General features: G+C 64.2%; 21 protein-coding genes and 2 pseudogenes. 12 read left to right on the top strand and 11 right to left on the bottom strand.

Going from position 1 to position 20,807, the window contains the following annotated elements; genetic code table 11:
• Positions 1-312: 312 nt before the first annotated feature.
• Positions 313-939 (bottom strand): annotated as a pseudogene (locus BV95_RS06370) (thioredoxin); the annotation flags it as partial.
• On the opposite strand from BV95_RS06370, the pseudogene BV95_RS06365 reads away from it, so the two are divergent.
• Both BV95_RS06365 and BV95_RS06360 read left to right on the top strand, forming a co-directional pair.
• Positions 849-1,295 (top strand): annotated as a pseudogene (locus tag BV95_RS06365) (OmpA family protein); the annotation flags it as partial. The pseudogenes BV95_RS06370 and BV95_RS06365 overlap by 91 nt on opposite strands.
• Positions 1,296-1,522: 227 nt before the next feature.
• Positions 1,523-2,074, top strand: coding sequence for a superoxide dismutase family protein (locus BV95_RS06360; protein ID WP_037448864.1), 552 nt, complete (start codon positions 1,523-1,525; stop codon positions 2,072-2,074).
• Between the two features lie 93 nt (positions 2,075-2,167).
• Here the strand turns inward: BV95_RS06360 and thpR are convergent, their stop codons facing one another.
• A complete protein-coding gene (gene thpR, locus BV95_RS06355) occupies positions 2,168-2,743 on the bottom strand; it encodes an RNA 2',3'-cyclic phosphodiesterase (RefSeq protein ID WP_037448862.1) in 576 nt (191 codons plus the stop codon).
• A 121-nt stretch (positions 2,744-2,864) separates the two neighbouring features.
• Between thpR and BV95_RS06350 the strand changes: the two genes are divergently transcribed.
• Positions 2,865-3,602 (top strand): Bax inhibitor-1/YccA family protein, encoded by a 738-nt coding sequence (locus BV95_RS06350; protein WP_037448861.1) that lies wholly within the window; start codon positions 2,865-2,867, stop codon positions 3,600-3,602.
• A 175-nt stretch (positions 3,603-3,777) separates the two neighbouring features.
• Here the strand turns inward: BV95_RS06350 and BV95_RS06345 are convergent, their stop codons facing one another.
• From BV95_RS06345 to BV95_RS06335, 3 genes are all read right to left on the bottom strand, one after another.
• Positions 3,778-4,407, bottom strand: a complete 630-nt coding sequence (locus BV95_RS06345) for a glutathione S-transferase family protein (RefSeq protein WP_037448860.1) — start codon at positions 4,405-4,407, stop codon at positions 3,778-3,780.
• A 143-nt stretch (positions 4,408-4,550) separates the two neighbouring features.
• The gene (gene clpA, locus BV95_RS06340; RefSeq protein WP_037448859.1) at positions 4,551-6,872 is read right to left on the bottom strand and encodes an ATP-dependent Clp protease ATP-binding subunit ClpA; all 2,322 of its coding nucleotides are present in this window, start codon (positions 6,870-6,872) and stop codon (positions 4,551-4,553) included.
• Positions 6,873-7,029: 157 nt separating this feature from the next.
• Positions 7,030-7,227, bottom strand: coding sequence for a DUF1192 domain-containing protein (locus BV95_RS06335; RefSeq protein ID WP_013846196.1), 198 nt, complete (start codon positions 7,225-7,227; stop codon positions 7,030-7,032).
• Between the two features lie 91 nt (positions 7,228-7,318).
• On the opposite strand from BV95_RS06335, the gene BV95_RS06330 reads away from it, so the two are divergent.
• From BV95_RS06330 to BV95_RS06300, 7 genes are all read left to right on the top strand, one after another.
• Positions 7,319-8,323, top strand: a complete 1,005-nt coding sequence (locus BV95_RS06330; RefSeq protein ID WP_037448857.1) for an NAD(P)H-quinone oxidoreductase — start codon at positions 7,319-7,321, stop codon at positions 8,321-8,323.
• A gap of 269 nt (positions 8,324-8,592) precedes the next feature.
• Positions 8,593-9,456 carry a UDP-2,3-diacylglucosamine diphosphatase gene (locus tag BV95_RS06325; RefSeq protein WP_037448855.1) on the top strand — a complete coding sequence of 288 codons (864 nt, stop codon included), beginning with the start codon at positions 8,593-8,595 and terminating at the stop codon, positions 9,454-9,456.
• Positions 9,457-9,470: 14 nt separating this feature from the next.
• Entirely contained in the window at positions 9,471-10,499 is a 1,029-nt protein-coding gene (locus BV95_RS06320; RefSeq protein WP_037448853.1) for a glycosyltransferase family 4 protein, read from the top strand.
• Positions 10,500-10,612: 113 nt separating this feature from the next.
• Positions 10,613-11,296: a DUF1013 domain-containing protein gene (locus tag BV95_RS06315; RefSeq protein WP_037448851.1), complete on the top strand. Its 684-nt coding sequence runs from the start codon at positions 10,613-10,615 to the stop codon at positions 11,294-11,296.
• Positions 11,297-11,433: 137 nt separating this feature from the next.
• Positions 11,434-13,140 (top strand): long-chain-fatty-acid--CoA ligase, encoded by a 1,707-nt coding sequence (locus BV95_RS06310; RefSeq protein WP_037448850.1) that lies wholly within the window; start codon positions 11,434-11,436, stop codon positions 13,138-13,140.
• A 42-nt stretch (positions 13,141-13,182) separates the two neighbouring features.
• A complete protein-coding gene (gene msrA, locus BV95_RS06305) occupies positions 13,183-13,716 on the top strand; it encodes a peptide-methionine (S)-S-oxide reductase MsrA (RefSeq protein WP_037448849.1) in 534 nt (177 codons plus the stop codon).
• Positions 13,717-13,791: 75 nt separating this feature from the next.
• On the top strand, positions 13,792-14,058 hold the full coding sequence (locus BV95_RS06300) for a hypothetical protein (RefSeq protein ID WP_037448844.1): 267 nt from the start codon (positions 13,792-13,794) through the stop codon (positions 14,056-14,058).
• 97 nt (positions 14,059-14,155) lie between these two features.
• On the opposite strand, the gene BV95_RS06295 is transcribed toward BV95_RS06300, so the two are convergent.
• Positions 14,156-15,112 carry an L-threonylcarbamoyladenylate synthase gene (locus BV95_RS06295; RefSeq protein ID WP_037448839.1) on the bottom strand — a complete coding sequence of 319 codons (957 nt, stop codon included), beginning with the start codon at positions 15,110-15,112 and terminating at the stop codon, positions 14,156-14,158.
• A 99-nt stretch (positions 15,113-15,211) separates the two neighbouring features.
• On the opposite strand from BV95_RS06295, the gene BV95_RS06290 reads away from it, so the two are divergent.
• On the top strand, positions 15,212-16,030 hold the full coding sequence (locus BV95_RS06290) for an ATP-binding protein (RefSeq protein ID WP_037448837.1): 819 nt from the start codon (positions 15,212-15,214) through the stop codon (positions 16,028-16,030).
• Between the two features lie 381 nt (positions 16,031-16,411).
• Here the strand turns inward: BV95_RS06290 and BV95_RS06285 are convergent, their stop codons facing one another.
• Together BV95_RS06285 and BV95_RS24270 are read right to left on the bottom strand one after the other, a co-directional pair.
• Positions 16,412-17,743 carry a PQQ-dependent sugar dehydrogenase gene (locus BV95_RS06285; protein ID WP_037448836.1) on the bottom strand — a complete coding sequence of 444 codons (1,332 nt, stop codon included), beginning with the start codon at positions 17,741-17,743 and terminating at the stop codon, positions 16,412-16,414.
• Positions 17,744-17,803: 60 nt separating this feature from the next.
• Positions 17,804-17,977 carry a hypothetical protein gene (locus BV95_RS24270; RefSeq protein WP_169804654.1) on the bottom strand — a complete coding sequence of 58 codons (174 nt, stop codon included), beginning with the start codon at positions 17,975-17,977 and terminating at the stop codon, positions 17,804-17,806.
• Positions 17,978-18,205: 228 nt separating this feature from the next.
• Between BV95_RS24270 and BV95_RS06280 the strand changes: the two genes are divergently transcribed.
• Positions 18,206-18,409, top strand: coding sequence for a hypothetical protein (locus BV95_RS06280; protein WP_037448976.1), 204 nt, complete (start codon positions 18,206-18,208; stop codon positions 18,407-18,409).
• Between the two features lie 147 nt (positions 18,410-18,556).
• Here the strand turns inward: BV95_RS06280 and argC are convergent, their stop codons facing one another.
• The 3 genes from argC to BV95_RS06265 are packed head-to-tail and all read right to left on the bottom strand — an operon-like array spanning position 18,557 to position 20,770.
• Positions 18,557-19,498 (bottom strand): N-acetyl-gamma-glutamyl-phosphate reductase, encoded by a 942-nt coding sequence (gene argC / locus BV95_RS06275; RefSeq protein ID WP_037448833.1) that lies wholly within the window; start codon positions 19,496-19,498, stop codon positions 18,557-18,559.
• Positions 19,495-20,403 (bottom strand): C40 family peptidase, encoded by a 909-nt coding sequence (locus BV95_RS06270; RefSeq protein ID WP_037448830.1) that lies wholly within the window; start codon positions 20,401-20,403, stop codon positions 19,495-19,497. The genes argC and BV95_RS06270 overlap by 4 nt, the downstream gene beginning before the upstream one ends.
• Positions 20,363-20,770 carry a MarR family transcriptional regulator gene (locus BV95_RS06265; protein WP_013846211.1) on the bottom strand — a complete coding sequence of 136 codons (408 nt, stop codon included), beginning with the start codon at positions 20,768-20,770 and terminating at the stop codon, positions 20,363-20,365. Before BV95_RS06265 ends, BV95_RS06270 begins: the two co-directional genes overlap by 41 nt.
• Positions 20,771-20,807: the final 37 nt, after the last annotated feature.

The raw sequence follows: 20,807 nt of genomic DNA, 5'->3' as shown, positions 1-20,807 counted from the left end.
TGGACAAATTCGAGACTCGCAGGACTGAGTGATTTGGGTGGAAAGCGGACCCTATCCTATTCCTCCCCATCGAGAGATGGGGAGGGGGACCGGCCGAAGGCTGGTGGAGGGGAAGGTGGCACGACCTGCGTATTTCCCCTCCACCACCGCCTTCGGCGGCGTCGAAGAGAGTCACGTGCCTCTCTTCGACCCTCCCCACGCTTCGCGTAGGGAGGAATTGATGTCAGCTCATGGCCATCCGAATTGTCCACGCGGCCCAGGCTCCCGCCTTCGCAGGAGCAGGTTGCGCTTAAATGCTCGGCTTTCCGCCAATCACTGCACGAAGGTCAGCGACAGATTCTCGGCATTTTTCGGAATGTCGATCCGGCTTTCGTTGATCGACGCTTCCTCGCCCGGTTTCAGGCTGGTCCGGTCGGCCTTGGTGGTCCAACTGAACACCAGCCGGTTCTGCCGGTCGCGCAACTGCACCAGCACGGGCGGCACGGGAAGCGTCTGCTTGCCGCTGTTCACGATCCGCGCACCGAAGGCGAAATATTCCTCCCCGGTCGGCAGCTTGCGGCGCTCCGCAGGCTTGGAGAGATAGAAGAGCAGGTCGGGATCGCCCTCTTCGGGCACCAGCCCCAGATTGATCGCCCAGCTTGGCGTGCCGAAATACCAGAGCGCTCCGCCAGCCGCCCCCACCGCAAGGCAGAAGGCCAGCGCGGCATAGGTCCATATCTTCAATCGGTTGCGGCGCGGCCTGGCGGGCGCGACCTCGGCTTCGGCCCGGTCTTCCCGCGCCTCCGCTTCCGCGCGGCCGTAAATATCGTCGAACCGGTAATCGGGCCTGACCGCGACCGGCGTGTCCGCCTGCGAGACCGCAGGCTCCGCTTCTTCCTGCTCCACCGGCTCGACCACGGGGGCCGCGGCTTCCTCCACCGGCGGCGGAGGTGGCGGTGGCCGAGTGCAGCCCTGGGCCGTACATCGTGTTCTTCGAATGGGACAAGTCGGACATCACGCCTGACGCCGCCACCATTTTGGACAACGCGGTTTCGGCCTACAGCAACTGCGGCAGCGCCCAGGTCATGCTGGCGGGCTATGCGGACCGTTCGGGTTCGGCCTCGTACAACGTCGGTCTGTCGCAGCGTCGCGCCGACGCCGTTAAGGCCTATGTCGCTTCGAAGGGCATCCCCGACGGCGTGATCACGACCCAGGCGTTCGGTGAAGCGAACCCCCGCGTCGAAACCGCCGACGGCGTTCGCGAACTGCAGAACCGTCGCGTGGAAATCACCTACGGTCCGGGTTCGGGTCAGTAAGATATTCCGTCCTTCGGGATGGAAGAGGATCGAGGGGCTGGTCGAAAGACCGGCCCCTTTTTCCATGTGCTTTGCGGGTTCGGCGCGATGTTTCGGGGTGGATTGCCGGGCGTGGTTGCGCGGGGCCGAAATCGGATGACAATTCGGATCGCTTAGGCAACAAAAGCCGTCATGCCGCGTTCGTCTGGCGCATCCTTTGGCAGCGTCCTTTCGGGAGTTTGTTCATCATGAAAATTGCCGCCATCATCATGGCGCTGCCCATGGCCGTCATGGCGTCGGGCTGCGCGACCGGTTCGTCCGCCGATGCGCCCGTGGCGAACGCAACTGCGCCTGTGGCCCATGCCAGGCTGCTGGCGGGGGACGGTTCTGCGCGGGGCGAGGCGACGGTGACGCAGGCAACGGATGGGCTGCATGTGCTGGTGCGCGCCCAGGGGCTGACGCCGGGCATGCATGCTGTGCATGTCCATACTGTCGGAAGCTGCACGCCGCCGGACTTTGCCAGCGCGGGCGGCCATTGGAACCCGACCGGGCACAAGCATGGGAGGGACAATCCGGACGGCATGCATATGGGCGACATGCCCAACATGATCGCGGGCGCGGATGGCGTCGGCGAGATGGAATATGTCATTCCGGGCGGGACCGTCAGCGCGGGGGCGACGCCTTTGTTGGATAGCGATGGCGCGGCGGTCGTGATCCATGCGCAGGCCGACGACAATAAGACCGATCCGGCGGGCAATGCCGGTGGGCGCGTGGCCTGTGGGGTTTTGTCGGCGGGATAGTGTTCGGAGAGCCGCTTGGGTCTCGTTTCTTCTCTTCAAGAAGTGAAGGGCTTCGACAGGCTCGGCCCGAACGGGGAGAGGGGTGGTCCTGATTCACCTTGTCGGGGTGGAGCTCGATCTGTTGGTGGGTGATGGCAGATCGGCGCGGTAGCGTTCGATCATATGGTAGGTCGAACCCGTCTGGCCTAGCTGGCTTTCATACAGGGCGAATTCGTCGACCGTGAAGGGTGCGCTCGCGAGGGCGGCGTGGAGGGCCATGAACGGCTCCATTGTACCGGCTGTCCGGCCGAAGCGGGCCAGGGTGATGTGGGGGAAATAGTTGCGGTTGTCCGGGGGAAGGCCGGTCCGGACGCAGGCGCGGTCGACCTTTTGATGCAGTTGGGCGAGGGGGTCGCGGGGCTGCACGCCCGCCCAGAGCGTGTGCACCTGGCCCTTGCGGTCGAAGCAGCCGACGCCGGAAAGGGCGATTTCGAACGGGAAAAAGCGGATATGGCCCAGCGCGTCGGCCAGATCGTCGGCTTGAGGGCGGTCGACTTCGCCGACGAAGCGCAGGGTGAGATGCAGTTGATCGTCATCCTGCCAGCGTGCGCCGACGATGCCGTGCATCAGGCTGAGCAATCCGGCGCGGATGCCGGACGGGGGACGGATGGCGACGAAAAGGCGATGCATGATCCGGCTATAGTCGTTCCGCCGCGATAAGTCAGGTTGCGCTCCACGCTTGAATATGTGGGGGAATGGGCCGATAATAGGGGAAACCGGCCGCTATCCCGCCGGTGAAGGAGATTTTCTCATGGCCAATTGGTCCGATCCGCGTTCCGACATTGCGGGTTTTGGCGGCACGACCGTCGCGCGCGGGGAGGCGTATGACGCTGGCCTGCGCAGCTATATGCTGTCGGTATATAATTATATGGCGAGCGGCGTGTTGCTGACCGGTCTGGTCGCGATGCTGTTCGCGTCGAGCGGCCTTGCCTATCAGATATTGGCCGGGCCGGGCATATTGAAATATGTCATCATGTTCGCGCCCTTGCTGTTCGTGATGACCATGAGCTTCGGCATCAACCGGCTGTCGACCTTTGCGATGCAGGCTATGTTCTGGGCTTATGCCGCGGTGATGGGCCTGTCCCTGTCGTCCGTGCTGCTCGTTTATACCGGCACCTCGGTCGCGCAGACCTTCTTCGCGACGGCGGCGGCTTTCGCGGGGTTGAGCCTGTGGGGTTACACGACGAAGCGCGATCTTTCGGCTTTCGGCACCTTCCTGATCATGGGCGTGGTCGGGTTGCTGGTAGCCAGCCTCATCAACCTCTTCTTCCGGTCGAGTGCGATGAACCTGGTGATCAGCTTCATCGGCGTGCTGCTGTTCGCGGGTCTGACCGCCTATGATACGCAGAAGATCAAGAGCATCTATGCCTATGTCGCGGGGACCGACATGATGGGCAAGTCGGTGGTGATGGGAGCGTTGAACCTCTATCTCGACTTCATCAACATGTTCCTGTTCCTGCTGCGCTTCATGGGCAGTCAGCGGGACTGAGACTGGTTTGCTCAAGATAAAGGCCCGGCGGAGCGATCCGCCGGGCCTTTTTGCATTGGAGGACAGCATGTGGGGCATACTGGACTGACGGCGGAAAAAAGAGGCGCCACCTGCGCAATTCCCCTCCACCAGCCTTCGGCTGGTCCCCCTCCCCATCTTTCGATGGGGAGGATTTTCAGGGTTTTTGCATTTGGGCGATGAGGGCGTTGTCGATCTGCTTTTGCCGCTGGTAGGCGGGGCGTTCGCGTAGGCGGGCGGCATAGGCTTCGAAGGTGGGGCGGCTGGGTATGGTGCCGAAGCTGAGGCCCCAGTCGATCTGTGCGCCGACGTAGACGTCGGCGGCGGTGAACTGGTCGCCGCAAATCCAGGCGGGGCCGGAGACGGCGCTTTCCAGCGTGTCGACCATATGGTCGAACGTGCCGTAGCCTGCCGTTCGCTCGCGATTTTCAGGGACGATGAAGCCGAGCGCCTTGTTGGTGACGGCCGCTTCCACCGGGCCGGCGGCGAAGAAGAGCCAGCGATAATAGTCGGCGCGTCGGTCCGTCGGCGGGGCGAGGTTCGCGGCGGGGAAGGCGTCCGCCAGATAGGCGCAGATTGCCGCGCATTCGGTGATCGTCCTGCCGTCATGGACGATGGCGGGAACCTTTCCCATGGGGTTGATCGCCAGATAGTCGGCGGACTTCATGCCGCCTTCGCCATAGTCCAGCACGACCATCTCATAGGGTTGGCCGACTTCCTCCAGCATCCAGCGGGCGATCTGTCCGCGTGACATGGGGTTGGTGTAGAGGGTGATGGCATGTGACATCGCGGCTCTCCTGCTGTTGGCCCGATGTCCTTTTGCGCCTGATGGGCCGGTGTCCGCAACGGATTTTCCGGAGGAGGCCGAAACGATGAAGGGCGGCCTATGGGACCGCCCTTCATCGTTTCGTCACCGCATGATCGGCGAGGTTATTTCGCCGGTTCAGCGGGCTTGGCCTTGCCGCCTTTCTTGCCCTTCTTCGGGGCGGCGGGGGTGATTTCGAAGGCGAGGGCATCGTCCTTCAGCCGGACATGGACTTCGCCGCCATGGACCAGCTTGCCGAACAGCAGTTCCTCGGCCAGCGGCTGCTTGATCTTTTCCTGCATCAGGCGGCCCATGGGGCGGGCGCCGTACAGCTTGTCATAGCCGCGCTTGGTGAGCCATGCCTTCGCCTCGTCGTCCAGGGTGATGTGGACGTCGCGGTCGGCCAGTTGCAGTTCGAGCTGGAGCACGAACTTGTCGATGACCCGCGCCACGATTTCCGGCGGCAGATAGCCGAAGGGCACCACCGCATCCAGGCGGTTGCGGAATTCCGGGGTGAAGAGCTTCTTCACCGCGTCTTCCTGAACATCCTCGCGGGTGAATTCGCCGAAGCCGATGCTTTCCTTCGCCATGTCCGACGCACCGGCGTTGGTGGTCATGATGAGGATGGTGTTGCGGAAATCCACCGTCTTGCCGTGGTGATCGGTCAGACGGCCATTGTCCATCACCTGGAGCAGGATGTTGAACAGGTCGGGATGCGCTTTCTCGATCTCGTCCAGCAGCAGCACGCAATGGGGGTTCTGATCGACCGCATCGGTCAGCAGGCCGCCCTGGTCATAGCCGACATAGCCCGGAGGGGCGCCGATCAGGCGGCTGACCGAATGGCGTTCCATATATTCCGACATGTCGAACCGCTGGAGCGGGATGCCGAGCAGCGTCGCGAGTTGCCGCGCAACCTCCGTCTTGCCGACGCCGGTGGGGCCGGAGAAGAGATAGTTGCCGATCGGCTTGTCCGGATCGCGCAGGCCCGCCCGCGACAATTTGATCGCGGAGGACAGCACTTCGATGGCCCGGTTCTGGCCGAAGACGACGCGCTTCAAATCCGTGTCGAGCGTTTCGAGCACCGACTTGTCGTCCGCCGAGACGGTCTTGGGGGGGATGCGGGCCATGGTCGCGATGACCTGCTCGATCTCCCTGGGGGTGATCGTCTTCTTGCGCTTGGACGGCACGACCAGCATCTGCATCGCGCCGACTTCGTCGATCACGTCGATCGCCTTGTCCGGCAGCTTGCGGTCGTTGATGTAGCGCGCCGACAATTCCACCGCCGCCTTGATCGCGTCGGGGGTGTATTTGACGTTGTGATGCTCCTCGAAGGCGCTGCGCAGACCGGCGAGAATCTTGATCGTGTCCTCGACCGTGGGTTCGTTGACGTCGATCTTCTGGAACCGGCGCAGCAGGGCGCGGTCCTTTTCGAAATGGTTGCGGAATTCCTTGTAGGTGGTGGAGCCGATGCAGCGGATCGTGCCGCCGGACAGGGCAGGCTTGAGCAGGTTCGACGCATCCATCGCGCCGCCGCTGGTCGCGCCCGCGCCGATGACGGTGTGGATTTCGTCGATGAAGAGGACCGCGTGCGGCATCTTTTCCAGTTCGGTGACGACCGCCTTCAGCCGCTCCTCGAAATCGCCGCGATAGCGGGTGCCCGCCAGCAGCGCGCCCATGTCGAGCGAGTAGATCACCGCTTCCTTGAGCACGTCGGGCACTTCGCCTTCCACGATCTTGCGCGCCAGACCCTCCGCTATCGCGGTCTTGCCCACGCCCGGATCGCCCACATAGAGCGGGTTGTTCTTCGACCGGCGGCAGAGGATCTGGATCGTCCGGTCCACTTCCGAAGCGCGGCCAATCAGCGGGTCAACCTTGCCCCGCGCCGCCTTCTCATTGAGGTTGACCGTGAACTGCTCCAAGGCACTGTCCTTCTTGCCCTTGCTGTCCTGCGTCTTCTTTTCCTCTTCGGCGGCGCCCTTCGTTTCGCGCTGCTGCTCAGGGACGGCCGTGCCCTTGCCGACGCCGTGGCTGATATAGCTGACGGCGTCCAGGCGGCTCATATCCTGCTGCTGGAGGAAATAGACGGCGTAACTCTCCCTCTCGGAGAAAAGCGCGACGAGCACATTGGCTCCCGTCACTTCGTCTTTTCCGGAGGATTGGACATGCAATATGGCCCGCTGGACCACGCGCTGGAAGCCGCTGGTGGGGGATGGGTCGCTGGCGCCCTCCACCTTCAGGCTGTCGAGTTCGGAATCGAGATATTGCGTCACCGCATCGTTCAACTCGCCCAGTTCCACGCCGCAGGCCTGCATCACCTTCGACGCATGTTCATCGTCGATCAGCGCGAGCAGCAGATGCTCCAGCGTCGCATATTCGTGACGACGTTCCGACGCATGGGTCAGCGCATTGTGCAGGGTGGTTTCAAGGGCGGGTGCGAAAGATGGCATGTTCTTTATACTCCTGACCCCCAAGAGGGGCTGTACTTGAACCATATGTCGGCATTGCTCGACGCCGGATCAAGATGGGCATCCTGACCGCCGGAATTGCCAGACTGCCCATGCCCGGTGAAACTCCCGACGGAGTCGCGTGGGGCGGGGCGCGGGTTCATCGCTTGAATAACGCCTCGGCGCTTGCCTTGTGGTTAACGGCGCTTTCAATCTTGGATCGGATTCGGGCGATTTCGCCCTCCAGCGCTTCGATGCGCGCTTCGAGATCGGCAAGGGACAGCGGACCCAGATCCTGTCGGAGCAGTTGGGCCAGCGGATCATCGGCCTTTCTGGGCAGATCGTCATCCATGTCCATGACTTGCAATGTTGACCGTAGGAGCCAGTCTGTCAATAAGGCCTTCATTCCCGCCCGTTGGCGCGGCGAAGATTTTCTGGCGGGATGGACGATGGCGGACGAGAGCGCAATTCCGGGCGAGATGATGGCCATCGGCATAAAGGTGCCGGGCGGTCCGGAGGCGCTGGCGCCGGAACGGCGGCCCGTGCCCGCGCCAGGCCCCGATGAAGTGTTGATCAAGGTGGCGGCCGCAGGGGTGAATCGGCCAGACGTGATGCAGCGGCGGGGGAATTATCCGCCGCCGCCGGGCGCTTCCGACATTCCGGGGCTGGAGGTTTCGGGCGTGATCGTCGCCGCGGACGGCAGCGCCGAACTGCTTGTGGGGCAGCGGGTCTGCGCGCTGGTGTCGGGCGGGGGTTATGCCGAATATGTCGTCGCGCCCGCTGGGCAGTGCCTGCCAGTGCCGGACGATTATGATCTGGTCGAGGCGGCGGCCCTGCCGGAGACTTTGTTTACCGTGTGGAGCAACCTGTTCGAGCGCGCCTATGTGGTGGAGGGCGACACCGTGCTGGTCCATGGCGGCACCAGCGGCATCGGCACCATGGCGATCTCGCTCTGCAAGCTGTTCGACATTACCGTCATCGTGACCTGCGGTAGCGACGAGAAGTGCGGGCAGGCGAAGGCATGGGGCGCGGATCACGCGATCAATTACCGCAGCCAGGATTTCGTCGAGGAGGTGAAGCGCATCACCGGCGGGCAGGGGGTGCAGGCGGTGCTGGACATGGTTGGCGGCGATTATGTTCCGCGCAACATCCAGTGCCTGGCGGAGGATGGCCGCCATGTCTCGATCGCGGTGATGGGCGGGGCGAAGGCGGAGGTCTTCATCCCCGCGATCATGAGCAGGCGGCTGACGCTGACCGGATCGACACTGCGGCCGCGATCCGTGGCGTTCAAGAGTCTGGTGGCGGATGAACTGATGCGCGTGGTGTGGACATTTGTCGAGCAGGGCAAGCTGCGGCCTGCGGTGGATAGCCGCTTCCCGCTGGCGGACGCCGCGAAGGCCCATGCGCGCATGGATGCGGGCAATCATTTTGGGAAGATCGTGCTGACGGTTTGAGGGGATAGCGGACCCATCCTGTTCCTCCCCATCGAGAGATGGGGAGGGGGACCGCCGCTGAAAGCGGTGGTGGAGGGGAATGGGGCATGACCTCCGAATTTCCCCTCCACCACTCGCTTCGCGAGCGGTCCCCCTCCCCACGCTTCGCGTAGGGAGGATTTGGTGGCCTGATGGCCGAAACCGTAGCATTTCCGTCATATTCGCTGCGGAGTTGTAACATAGCGCCGCTAAAGGATCGCTCCTGAGGGAAACAGCTCAGGGGTCGCATCATGAACGCCATCACGCGCCTGCCTTTTCTGGCGGATTTTGACGATGGCGCCGACGACAATTTCGCCATCCCGGAAAGGGAAGGGAAGCGTCGCCGTTATCGCACCATCTGGATTTCGGACATCCACCTCGGCACGCGGGGCTGCAATGCGGGGATGCTGATCGACTTCCTCGACAGCGTCGACAGCGACACCATCTATCTGGTGGGCGACATCATCGACGGCTGGCGTCTGAAGCGCCGCTTCTACTGGCCCGCCGCGCATAACGACGTCGTCTGGCGCGTGATGAAGCGCGCCAAGCGGGGCACTCGCGTCGTCTACATCCCCGGCAATCATGACGAGATGTTCCGCCAGTTCACCGGCCTTAGCTTCGGCGGCGTCGAAATAAGGCGCAAGGCGATCCATGAGACTGCCGACGGCCGCAAGCTGCTGGTGCTGCACGGCGACGAGTTCGACACGATCATGCTGGCACACCGCTGGCTCGCCTTCATCGGCGACGCCGCCTACACCATGTTGATGCGCGTCAATGTCGTGGTGAATGCGGTGCGTCAGCGCATGGGCCTGCCCTATTGGTCGCTCAGCAAGATGGCCAAGCACAAGGTCAAGAACGCTGTCGAGTTCATCTCCCGCTTCGAGGAGGTGGTGGCGCATGAGGCGGGATCGCGGGGCGTCGATGGTGTGGTCTGCGGTCATATCCACAATGCCGAAATCCGCGAGATCGCAAGTGTCCAATATTATAATGACGGCGACTGGGTGGAAGGGTGCACCGCGTTGGTCGAGCATTTCGACGGCCGCATGGAGGTGCTGCACTGGGCGGACGAGATCGCCAGCCGCACCGCCGGAGAACCTGCCCGGATCGCGGCCTGACGGGAGCGCCCGCCATGCGCATCATCATCGTGACCGACGCCTGGAGCCCGCAGGTGAACGGCGTCGTCCGCACGCTCCAGACTATGCAGGCGGAACTGGAGAGGATGGGGCATGAGGTGAAGCTGATCTCGCCCGACCTGTTCGGTTCCATCCCTTGCCCGACCTATCCGGAAATCCGGCTGGCCTTCGCTCGTTCCACGGTAGTGGGGCAGATGATCGCGGCTTTCCGTCCCGATGCGATCCATCTGGCGACCGAAGGGCCGCTCTGCCTTGCGGCGCGGCGCTGGTGCCTGCGCAGCGGCATCCGCTTCACCACCGCCTATCACACCCATTTCCCGGATTATGTGGCGCAGCGCACCGGCCTGCCCGCCGCCTGGTTCTGGCGCTATATCCGCTGGTTCCATGGACCGGCCGAAGCCGTGCTGGTTTCGACCGGATCGGTCAGGCAGCAATTGCGCGCCCATGGGCTGGCGCAGGTTCGCCCGTGGGGCAGGGGGGTGGACCTGGCCGCCTTCACGCCGCAAGCCGCGCCGCCCGCCCTCTTCGCCGACCTGCCGCGCCCGATCCAGCTTTATGTCGGCCGCGTGGCGGTCGAGAAGAATCTGGAAGCTTTCCTCGCCAGCGATCATCCGGGCACGAAGGTGGTCGTCGGGGATGGCCCTGCCCGCGCCCTGCTGGAAAAGGCCTGGCCGCAGGCGCATTTCCTGGGGCCGCTGTTCGGAGCCGATCTGGCGGGGGCCTATGCCGGAGCCGATGTTTTCGTTTTCCCCAGCCGCACCGACACATTCGGGCTGGTAATGATCGAGGCGCTGGCATGCGGCACGCCCGTCGCGGCCTATCCGGTCACGGGGCCGGTGGACATCGTCACTCCGGAAACCGGCGCCTTGTCGGACCGGCTGGAAGATGCCATCGCCGCCGCGCTCCTCTGCGACCGCAGGGCATGCGCCGACTATGGCCGGAGCTTCAGTTGGGAACGCAGCGCGCGGGAATTCCTCACCGGCCTGCACAATATCGATCCCCAGGCGCTGGACAGCGCGGCCTGACGCTTTTCCTTGCCGGGCGGGACGGGATGCACTATCTCAGGTCGGGCGTGGCCGCCCTGCTTGGGCGGCCCTTATCGTTTTTATGCCGGAGAATTCCCGTGTCCCAGCCTCTCATGCCCCATGCGACTGCCAGTTGGCTGGTCGACAACACCGCGCTGAGCTTCGACCAGATCGCGGAGTTTTGCGGGCTGCATATCCTGGAAGTCCAGGCGATTGCCGACGATACCGCAGGCACCAAATATACCGGCCGCGATCCGGTGCGCGCCCATGAAATCACGATGGAGGAAATCCACAAGGGCGAGAGCAACCCGGATTACCGCCTGAAGATGCTGAAGGGTCCGGAGCCGGTCCGCCGCACCAAGGGGCCGCGCTACACCCCCGTGTCCAAGCGTCAGGACAAGCCGGACGGCATCGCCTGGATTTTGCGCAACCATCCGGAGATTTCGGACGGGGCCATCGGCAAGCTGATCGGCACCACCCGCACCACCATCGCCGCGATCCGCGACCGCACGCACTGGAACATCTCCAACATCGTGCCGAAAGACCCGGTGACGCTGGGCCTGTGTTCGCAGCGGGAACTGGACGCGCTGGTGACGAAGGCGGCGAAGAAGGCGGGCATCGAAGCCCCCACCGATTCGCGTCTGGACGGCGACCGCGAGGCGCTGATCAACGAACTGCGCCGCGAGCGCGAGGACGCCACCCGCCGCGCCGAAGAGGCGTTGAAGACCGAGTCCGACTTCATTTCGGGCGCTGCGCAGATCCTCGATCCGTTCAGCGACAATAAGGGCCACGTATGATGCCGTAACGTCGTTCCGCCGATGGTGGAATGACGGCGGAATCTTCTGCAAAAGGGCCGCGCCTCCCATGAAGGCGCGGCCCTTTTTGTCGTGGTTGACGCTTGCGTAAAGGGAAAGCGTAACTTACACCTGTATAAATGGAGAGCAGCGAAAACATCTGGAAAACCCACTATAATCACCCCTCCCCGTGGGAGCAGTCCTTCCCCAGCCTGTCGATGGTGGAGATGGTGGAGAACAGCGCCGCGGCCAATCCGCAGGCGGTGATGATCGATTTCATGGGCCGCAAGACGACCTATGGCGAAATGTTGCGCACCATCCGGCGGATCGCCAGGGGTTTGCAGGATATGGGCGTCCGGAAGGGCGACCGGGTCGGCCTCTACCTTCCCAACGTGCCCCATTATGTCGCGGCCTATTATGGCGCGATGATGGCCGGGGCCACGGTCGTCAACTACTCCCCCCTCTACACCGCCGCTGAACTGGAACATCAGGTCGAGGATAGCGGCACGAAGATCCTCTTCACCCTGTCGGCCAGTGCGCTGCTGCCCACGGCGCTGGAGGTGCTGGACAATAGCAGTCTGGAACGGCTGGTCGTCGGCTGCGTCGCGGAGGCGCTGCCGCCCGCCAAATCGGTGCTGTTCCGCCTGTTCAAGCGGAAGGAGACCGCCACGGTCCCGCACGATCCGCGCATCACCCATTATGCCGATCTGCTGCGCCATGGCGATGATCCCGCGCCGGTCGCCATCGATCCGGAGCAGGACATCGCCCTGCTGCAATATACCGGCGGCACCACCGGCCGGCCCAAGGGCGCGATGCTGTCCCACCAGAATCTGACCGCCAATGCGCGTCAGGTGCGCCTGATCGATCCCCATCCCGAAGCGCCGGATCGCATATTGGCGGTGCTGCCTTTCTTCCATGTCTTCGCCAATACCTGCGTCCTGAACCGCACGGTGCTGAACGGCGGGGAGATGGTGATGCTGCCGCGTTTCGACGGCACGCAGGTGCTGGCCGCGATCCAGCGGACCAAGGCGACGTCGCTGCCCGGCGTGCCGACCATGTACCAAGCGCTGCTGGATCATCCGGCGACGCCCAATATCGACTTTTCCTCCCTGCGCCTGTGCATTTCCGGCGGCGCGCCCCTGCCGCTGGAGGTGAAGCAGCGGTTCGAGGCGATGACCGGTGCCAAGCTGGTGGAGGGCTATGGCCTCACCGAAAGCAGCCCGGTCGTCTGTTCCAATCCCTATGAGGGCCTCAACAAGCCCGGCACCGTCGGACAGCCGGTTCCCGGCACGCGGGTCAAGCTGGTCGACCGCGAAGACCCGACCCGCCCGCCACCCGAAGGCGAACCGGGCGAACTGGTCTTTGGCGGGCCGCAGATCATGAAGGGCTATTGGCAGCGGCCCGACGCCGACCTGGAAGTGTTCGTGGACGGCTGGCTGCGCACCGGCGATGTCGGCGTGATCGACGCGGACGGCTATGTGAAGATCGTCGACCGGTTGAAGGACATGATCGCGGTCGGCGGCTTCAAGGTCTTTCCCAGCGAGGTCGAGAAAGTCCTCTACCACCATCCGGCGGTCAAGGAAGCGCTGGTGATCGGCATTCCCGACCATTATCGCGGCGAATGCCCGAAGGCCTTCGTCACCTTGCAAGAGGGTTTCGACATCGACGGCGCGGCGCTCAAGGACTGGCTGAACCCGCAACTGGGCAAGCATGAGAAGGTGTGCGAAGTGGAAGTGCGCCTGAACCTGCCCAAGACGCTGGTCGGCAAGCTGTCCCGCAAGGAACTGGTCGCCGAGGAACGCGCCAAGGCGGAGGCGGCAGCGCGGCAGACTGGAACCGCGGGCTGATCCTTCCTATCTGCGCCGCGAGTACAGGATAAGGACGCGCATATGGCCGAAGAGATCGCAACCCTGGCCGGTGGCTGCTTCTGGTGCACCGAGGCGGTGTATCAGAATTTGAAGGGCGTTAAGGCCGTGGAGAGCGGCTATATCGGCGGAGCGCAGCCCGACCCGACCTATGAACAGGTCTGTTCCGGCGCGACCGGCCATGCGGAGGCGATCCGCATCACCTATGACCCGGCGGTGATCGGTTATGGCGACCTGCTGGACATTTTCTTCGCGACCCATGATCCGACGACGCTCAACCGGCAGGGCAACGACATCGGCACCCAATATCGGTCGGCCATCTTCCCCCATTCGCCCGAACAGGCGGAGGAAGCGAGGGCTGGCATCGACCGCGCCCAGGCGGATTGGGCGAACCCGATCGTCACCGCCATCGAGCCGGACGCGTCCTGGTATCCGGCGGAGGATTATCACCAGAAATATTGGGAGCGGGTAGGGGACAGGAACCCCTATTGCATGGCGGTGATCCCGCCCAAGCTCGCCAAATTGCGCAAGGGCTTTGCGGAGCGCATCGAAGGCTGAACGGTTCGTCGCGCATGCCTTGCCGTTGCCGTTGGCGTCTCTAAGCTGATGGGAGAGACAAGCCGGGAAAAAGATATGAACAAGATCGGATTATTGGCCGCACCGGCTTTGCTGCTGTTCCTGCCGGGCTGCATTGCCCGGACGGCGGCGAATATCGTGACGGCGCCGGTGCGCGCAGGCAGTCAGGTAGTCGACTGGAGCACCACCAGCCAGGAAGAGGCCGATCGCAATTACGGCCGCAAGATGCGCAAGCAGGAAGCGCGCGAAGCCCGCGAGCGGAAGAAGGAGGAAGAACGCCGCCGCCGCGAATGCCGTGACGCGGGGTACGATAATTGCGGGTGAGTATGTACCTGTTTCCGTTCGTTTCGAGCGAAGTCGAGAAACCTTAGGGCGCGCTATCGTTTCTCGACTTCGCTCGAAACGAACGGAGTGAATGGCGCTAAGCCGCCGCCCGCCGCAACCGGTCGTTGATCGCCACGCCAATCCCCTCGTTCGGGATCGGCGCCACGGCGATCCGTTCCGCTGCGCTCGCGTCCGCCACGTGCAACGCCGCGAACAGATGCGCGGCCGCTTCCCGCAAGTCGGCATCGGGACTTAAATTCATATGGCAGGGCATCAGCCCGAAGCCGATCAGATATTCGTCCTTTTCGGCCTTCAGCGCGTTCAGCCGCACCGGCTTGGACGGCGCATAATGGCTTTCCAACTGCCCCGGCGCCTCGATCTTTCCATTGTCCGCGCCCGCCACCACCGGCAGCCTGCTCGCCTCCTCCAGCATCGCCGCCGTCACCGGACCCGGCCGCAGCAGCCGGATGCGGTCGCTTTGCGGCGCGGCGATGGTCGATTCCAGCCCTTCGCTGGTCGGCCCTTCATCCAGGATCATGCGGATCTTGCCGTTCAGGCTCGCCAGCACATGCTCCGCCCGCGTTGGGCTGATCGAACCGCTGCGATTGGCCGACGGCGCGGCGAGCGGACGCCCGCTTTCCCGGATCAGCGCCCGCATCGCCGGATGCGCGGGCAGGCGCAGCGCCACCGTCGGCAGTCCTGCCATCACCAGCGGCGACAATCCGCTATCGGCCCGCACCGGCAAAACCAGCGTCAGCGCGCCGGGCCAGAAGCGCTCCGCCAGCCGGTCGGCCACAGGGGAAAAGTCCGCCAGACGCCCGGCCATCTCCCGGTCCGCGACATGCACGATCAGCGGGTTGAAGCTAGGCCGCCCCTTGGCGGTGTAGATCGCCGCCACGGCGTTGGAATCCGTGGCGTCCGCCGCCAGGCCGTAGACCGTCTCCGTCGGCACGGCGACCGGCTCGCCAGCGCGGATCAGCAGCGCCGCCTCGCGCAGCGCTTCGCTGCCATAACGGCTTATTCGGGTGGAAAAGACTGGATTTGGGATGGTCACGACCCCAGCGGTATAAGCCCCGATTTCCGGGAGTAAAAGGCCATTGCTACAGAAGAATGACACTGGCGCCCGAAGCGGTGGAGGATTAAGCGGGACGCCATGAACGACGCCCTGCTGACCCGCATTGCCGAAGCGCTGGAACGGATCGCTCCGCCGCCCGCTTCTTCCGCCGATCTGGCCGCCGCGCCCGCCTATGTGTGGAACGGCGCGGCGATCCGCCCGGTGGAGGCGTTCGCGCCGGTGGATTATGCCCTGCTGACCGGCATCGATGCGCAGAAGGAGGCGCTGCTGGAAAACAGCCGCCGTCACGCCGCCGGTCATGCCGCGCATGACGTGCTGCTCTGGGGTGCGCGTGGCACCGGCAAGTCAGCCGTTGTCGCTGCCGTCGTCGGTAAGCTCCAGGCCGAGGGGCAGGATATCGCCCTGCTGCAATGCGCGATCGACGAACTGGCCAGCCTGCCGCAGCTTTTCGCCCTGTTGCGCGACACGCGGCGGCCCTTCATCCTCTTCCTCGACGATCTGGGTTTCGATGAAAATGGCGTCGGCGATGCCCGCTCGCTCCGTTCCCTGTTGCAGGGCGGCACCGCGGCGCGCCCGGCCAATGTCCGCCTCTATGTGACGTCCAATCGCCGCCATATCGTGCCGCGCCATTTGTCGGAGCAGGACGACCCGGTCAATCCGCGTGACGTTGTGGACGACAAGATGGCGCTGTCCGACCGCTTCGGGTTGAGCCTGGGTTTCCATGCGATCGATCAGGATGCCTATGTCGCCATCGTCGGCGGCTATGCGGCCAGCCTTGGCCTCCATTTCGAGCCGCTGGAGGCGATCCAATGGGCGACCCAGCGCGGCAGCCGGTCCGGGCGGGTCGCCTGGCAATATGTCGTGGAACTGGCCGGGCGGAACGGCCTCAATATCTAGGCCGCGTGGACAAATTCGGAATGTCGGGAAATGACCAGTTGCGGACATCAATTCCTCCCTGCGCGCAGCGTGGGGAGGGGGACCGCCGCTGAAAGCGGTGGTGGAGGGGAAATTTCGGAGGTCATGCCTTTTCCCCTCCACCAGCCTTCGGCTGGTCCCCCTCCCCATCTCTCGATGGGGAGGAATAGGATAGGTCCGCTCTCCACCCAAATCAGTCCGGTGGGTCTTGAATTTGTCCACGCCGCCCAGGCTATTGGGGATCGACTTCCGTTGGAAGTCTGACGTGCTCCCGCGAAGGCAGGAGCCTAGTTCTACCGTCTGATCTGGGCTCCTGCCTTCGCAGGAGCACGCGCCGTTTAAAGGCTCGTCCCGCCCGTCACCTCATCTAGCCGCAGCAGTCACGCGCCAGACGACCCCGCCCACATCGTCGCTCACCAGCAACGCGCCTTTCGCATCGGCGGTGACGTCCACCGGTCGTCCACGCGCCTCGCCCTTGGCGCCCAGAAAGCCCGTCAGCACATCGACCGGCTTGGCCTTGCCCGCCGCGCCATCGTCGCCGAAGGGCACGAACACCACCTTGTAGCCCGACCGGGGCTTCCGGTTCCAACTGCCGTGCAGCCCGACGAAGGCGCCGTTGGCATAAGCCCCGCCCAGCGTCACCTTGTCGGCAAAGCTGAGGCCCAGCGGCGCCACATGATTGCCCAGCGCATAGTCCGGCCGCTTGGTATATTCGCGGACTTCCGGCCGTTGCGGCTGGACCCGGCGATCCTCATAACCGCCCCAATAATTCCAGGGCCAACCATAGAAGGCGCCGAATTCCACCCGCGTCAGATAGTCGGGCACCAGATCGCTGCCCAGCATGTCGCGTTCATTCACCACGCCCCACAGCGCGCCGCTCTTCGGCTCGAACGCCAGCCCCACCGGATTGCGCAACCCGGAAGCATAGATGCGATAGGCGCCGGTCTTGGGATTGACCTCCAGCACGGCGGCGCGATTATCCTCCGTCGCCAGGTCGTTTTCGCCGATATTGCTGTTGGAGCCGACGCCCACATAGAGCAGCCCCTGCGGGCTGGCGACCAGGCTGCGGGTCCAGTGCATATTGGGCGCTTGCGCAGGCAGGTTCAGTATCTTGCGCCCCTGGGCGGCGATCTTCGTCTCGCCCTCCTTATAGGGGAAGGCCATCAGCGCGTCGGTATTGGCGACGTAGAGCGTGTCGTCGACCAGCGCCATGCCATAGGGCGAATGGAGCCCGGTCAGGAAAGCCGTCTTCGTTTCCGCCCGCCCGTCACCGTCCGCGTCGCGCAGCAGGGTGATGCGGTTGGCGGAGGGCGCGCCCGCGCCCGCCTTGTCCATCAGATAGTTCATCACCCGGTTGGCGATGCCGCCGGTCGGCCGCGCCGGGCTGCCGGTTTCGGCCACCAGCACATCGCCATTGGGAAGGCGCAGCAGGGATCGGGGATGGTCCAGCCCCTCTGCGAAGCGATCCACGCTCAGCCCCTTTGCCGGGACCGGCTTCTCGCTACCCTTCCACGGGGTGGCTTCCGCGACGTTCATCGTCGGGATCATCTCGCTGCGGGGGCTGGTGAAGACCGGCTCCTTGCCGACATCGGCCCCGGCGGGAAGCCGCGCCGTATCCCCTCGCGCGAAATAGAAGAACAGGCCGCCAAGGACGACCAATATGATGAGGGCGAGCGCGATCAGATGCTTCTTCATGGCTCCCCGTTTATGCTGGCCCCCACATGCTGGCAAGGCGCGCAACCATCGGCGGCGAAGCTATTTTCTCCGATCGTACAGCCACAGCAATATGGCGATCACGATGCCCAGCGCCGTGCCGCCCAAAAGGCCCGCGCTTGGCTGGCCCATCAGGCCGCCCGCTATCGTTCCCCCCAAAATGGTGAACGCCAAAATGGCGCCTGCGCCGATCGGTTCTTTTCTGGCCTTGGTCATCGGCCGTTCCTTGCCACGGGTGGAGTGGCATGGCCAGAGGCTTTCCCTCTCGCGCCGTTTCGGGACAGGCGCGTCCCATCCTGGGATGGCTGTGTCAGGACGGGACTTGGCTAATGGGCCGTTCACCCTCGCAGGGCGCGCTGCCCCGTCGCCGGGCGGAACTGGCACGGCGATTGAAGCGATGTCCCTACCGTCAGGGTGGGGACTTTGGGGGGCTTGATCATGAATATGCCGTATCTTGCGAATCGCAGGAGCTATGACGACGCAGCCGAGTTGATGGCGTTGTTCGGCGACAATGCGGGTTATGAAGCCGCCGCGCGCGCCGACCGCAGCCGGGACGTGGGCAATCATATCCGTTTCTGCCACTGGCGGCAGATCGAGCGGCTGATCGTGCTGCTCACCCATGAGGGGCCGCTGGGGACGATCCACTGATCTAAGCTTCGTTCGCCCGACTCTCTACTCTCCGTCATGCTGAACTTGTTTCAGCATCCATCGTCCCCATGAGCCTTCGCCTTTGGGGAGAAATGGATGCTGAAACAAGTTCAGCATGACGCATGAGGAGATGTGCGGCCGTAGCGGTTAAAGCCGCAGGCCCGAAGTCTCCGGCAAGCCTGCCAATATGTTGAGGTTCTGCACCGCAGCCCCGGCCGCGCCCTTGCCCAGATTGTCGAGCGCCGCCACCAGCCGCGCCTGACCGGTCGCTTCGTTGCCGAAGACGAACAGCGCCAGCCGGTCGGTCGCGCCCACATGCTCCAGACGGACCTGCGTCATCGCCGCGCTGTCTTCCAGTGTTTCCACGCTGACGATGGGCGATCCGGCATAGGCCGCCGCCAGCGCCCCATGCACATCCGCCACCGACGGCGCGCCGGGCATGGCGTGCAACTGCAAGGGCACTTCCACGATCATGCCGCGATAGGTGTCCGCCACGGCGGGCGCGAACAACGGCAGATGCCGCAATCCCGAATAGCGCAGCATTTCCGGTCCATGCTTATGCGCCAGCCCCAGCCCATAGGGCCGGAACGCGCTTGGCACGCCCTCCGCGCCCTCATATTCCGCGATCATCGACTTGCCGCCGCCCGAATAGCCCGAAGCGCCCGACACCGTCACCGGCCAGTCGGCAGGCAGAAGCCCGGCCAGCACCAGCGGTCGCACCAGCGCCAGGAAACCCGTCGGCCAGCAGCCCGGATTGGCGACGAAGCGCGCATTGGCCAGCTTTTCCCGATGCCCCGGCTCCAGTTCGGCAAAGCCATAGGTCCAGCCGTCCGCCACGCGATGGGCGGTTGACGCATCGATCACCCGCGTGCGGCCATTGTCGATCAGCGCCACCGCTTCCCGCGCCGCGTCGTCCGGCAGGCAGAGGATGACGATGTCCGCCGCGTTCAGCGCGTCCCGGCGCGCCCCGGCATCCTTCCGCTTGTCCTCATCCAGCGTGATGATCGACAGTTCCGGACGGCCCGCCAGCCGCTCGTTGATTTCAAGTCCCGTGGTCCCGACGCCGCCGTCGATGAAAATCTTTGTCATGTGCCGATTCTCCGCCATGCCGATATGGGTTCCGCGTGATCCGCCGCCAACCGTCCGACGACGTCGGCCAGAGGCTCGATCACCACGCTCATCCAATGGGCGTTGGCATGCAATATATTGTCGCTGTCGGTCATGATGCCGACATGTCCCGGAAAGAAGATGAAGTCCCCTCGTCGGAGCGGCGCGTCCGGCGCGATGGGAGAACCGATAGCTTCGCGTTGCAGATCCGTGTCGCGGGGCGCCTTGATCCCGCACTGGCCGAGCGCGACCTGCACCAGGCCCGAACAGTCGACGCCGCGATGCCCGCGCCCGCCCCAGACATAGGGCTGGCCCAGATAGCGTTCCGCCACCGCGACCCAATCGCTTTCCGGCGCGTCGATCGCCGCGGCGTGACGCTGGTGCACATAACCCTCGGCGCAGGCGAAGAAATCGCCCTCCGCTTCGGCAGTGAACTGCGCGCCGCGCGGCCAGTAATCTGCGATAGGCGATTTGATGTCGGGCGCGCTGAACAACGGCGCGGTGCCGGTGACGATGCGGCTGTTCACCGCTTCCCGCACGTCCAGCGCCTCCCGCCGGACATAGCCGACATAGCCGTCATGCCCGCAAAAGCCCCAGGCCCAGTCCGCCGTCACGTCCAGCGCATGGAAGCTTTCGCCGCGCAGCAATTCGCTGACTGCCTGCGCCTTGGGCGTGTCGGACGCCAGCACCGGCGCGCCGGCGGCCACGCAGGTCAGTTCGACGGCGCGGGCATAATGGGCGGAAAACAGCACTCCGGCGAGCGCCAGATCGGCCAGGTCGCCACGCGCGGCATGGACCCGCGTGTCCAGCTTGACCGACCGGCCGTCCAGCTTGAATCGGATGCGTTCAGGCGGTGCGTTCCGCAGGGGAGTGGTTGAGGCGTTCATCGCGGCCGGTTCCTGCGATGAAATGGTGAAAGGCGTCAAGAAATTCCGCCCCTTTTGGGGTCCGGGTGATGAAAATATTGCGCCGGTCGGTGGAGTCCCGTTCCCGCCGCAGATAACCGAGCGCCGATAATTTGTTGAGAGCGCGGGTAATCACCGGCTTGGAGACATTCAGCGCCTCCGCCAGTCCCCGCACTGTATGCGGCCCCGCGCCGATATAGACGGTCAGCATCAGCGCCATCTGCCGGTTGGTGAGGTCGGGCTTTCCCGACCGCACATAATCGACCAGCGTGCGCATCCATTGGCTGAGCTGTTTCAGCCCCGGCCGGTTCAACTCTGCGGCGTGATTCTGTGCAGACTGAGCATCCATGCCCCCCTAACGCACAATAGCCAATCCGGTTGCGTAA

It is taken from the genome of Sphingobium chlorophenolicum, from assembly GCF_000722875.1.
Taxonomy (GTDB): Bacteria; Pseudomonadota; Alphaproteobacteria; order Sphingomonadales; family Sphingomonadaceae; genus Sphingobium; species Sphingobium chlorophenolicum.
Note: the sequence above shows the minus strand (reverse complement) of the source record. Positions and strands in the feature narration are given on the sequence as shown.